Source organism: Nocardia sp. NPDC055029, from assembly GCF_053608525.1.
On sequence record NZ_JBSGVQ010000089.1, the window covers coordinates 1 to 1,205 of the forward strand.

Genomic DNA, 1,205 nt, shown 5'->3' on the forward strand with positions numbered 1-1,205 from the left:
GCGTGGTCCAGCAGGGTCTTGGCAGCTACTCGGGCATGACGTGCGGGTTCCGGAGTCCCGGTGATGGCCGCGGTGGTTTGGGCGCCCTCTGCGAGCAGAGCGATCTGGGGTGCCAGCTCCGGTGGTGCGCCGGCCTCAGCGACCAGGCGGGCGACGTATTCGCCGAACGTGTTCTTCTGCGCCCGTACCGCGTCGTTCACCGCCGTCGAGCCTGATCCCAGTTCGCCGTAGGCGTTGATGAACGCGCAGCCCCGGAAGTCCGGCGCCCGAAACCACGCGTCGAGGAAATCGAAGATCGCCAGCAACCGCTCTCCGGCGGACATTTCCGGCCGCACAGTCGAGGCCAGGCCCTCGTCCCACATCGTGGACCGGTGCCGCAGCACCGCCGCGATCAGGTCGTCTTTCGAACCGAACAGCGAATAGATGCGCTTGAGAGAGACCCCGGCCGCCGTCCGCACCGCGTCCATGCCCACCGCCTGAATCCCCTGCTCATAGAACAGAGCGTCGGCGGCCCGGACGACCTGATCGCGCAAGTCAGCAGGGGGATTCCGTACCTGGTGAGCCACTTCATACCTCGCTTCCACTTGCGCCGAGAACGTACGTTCTCTACGGTATCAAATGCCGGCCGAGAACGATCGTTCTCCCGCCGGTAAGTCACAAGCGACGCATAACAAGCACGAGGAGTCGGTCATGGGATTCATCACCGTCGGCATCGAGAACAGCACCGACATCGAGCTGTACTACGAGGATCACGGCACAGGTCAGCCGGTCGTGCTGATCCACGGCTACCCGCTCGACGGCGCCAGCTGGGAATTGCAAACGCGCGAACTGCTGGACGCGGGCTATCGGGTCATCACCTACGACCGCCGTGGGTTCGGGCGGTCGTCGAAGGTCGGCGTGGGATACGACTACGACACCTTCGCCGCCGACCTGAACGCGGTTCTGACGACGCTTGACCTGCGCGAGGTCATCCTGGCCGGTTTCTCCATGGGCACTGGCGAACTCGCCCGCTACATCAACAACTACGGGCCCGAACGGGTCGCCAAGCTGGCATTCCTGGCTTCGCTGGAGCCGTTCCTGGTGCAGCGTGACGACAATCCCGAGGGTGTGCCACAGGAGGTGTTCGACGGCATCACTGCTGCGGCGCGGGCCGACCGCTACGCCTGGTTCACCCAGTTCTACAACAACTTCTACAACCTGGACGA

2 protein-coding genes are annotated in these 1,205 nt (G+C 64.3%); one reads left to right on the forward strand and one right to left on the reverse strand.

Annotation, left to right across the window (positions count from 1 at the left end):
* Positions 1-533: TetR/AcrR family transcriptional regulator (locus tag ACWF9G_RS34295; RefSeq protein ID WP_452520386.1), on the reverse strand; the 533-nt coding region annotated here is incomplete at its 3' end.
* Positions 534-690: 157 nt separating this feature from the next.
* Between ACWF9G_RS34295 and ACWF9G_RS34300 the strand changes: the two genes are divergently transcribed.
* On the forward strand, positions 691-1,205 hold a 515-nt coding region (locus tag ACWF9G_RS34300), incomplete at its 3' end, for an alpha/beta fold hydrolase (protein WP_452520388.1).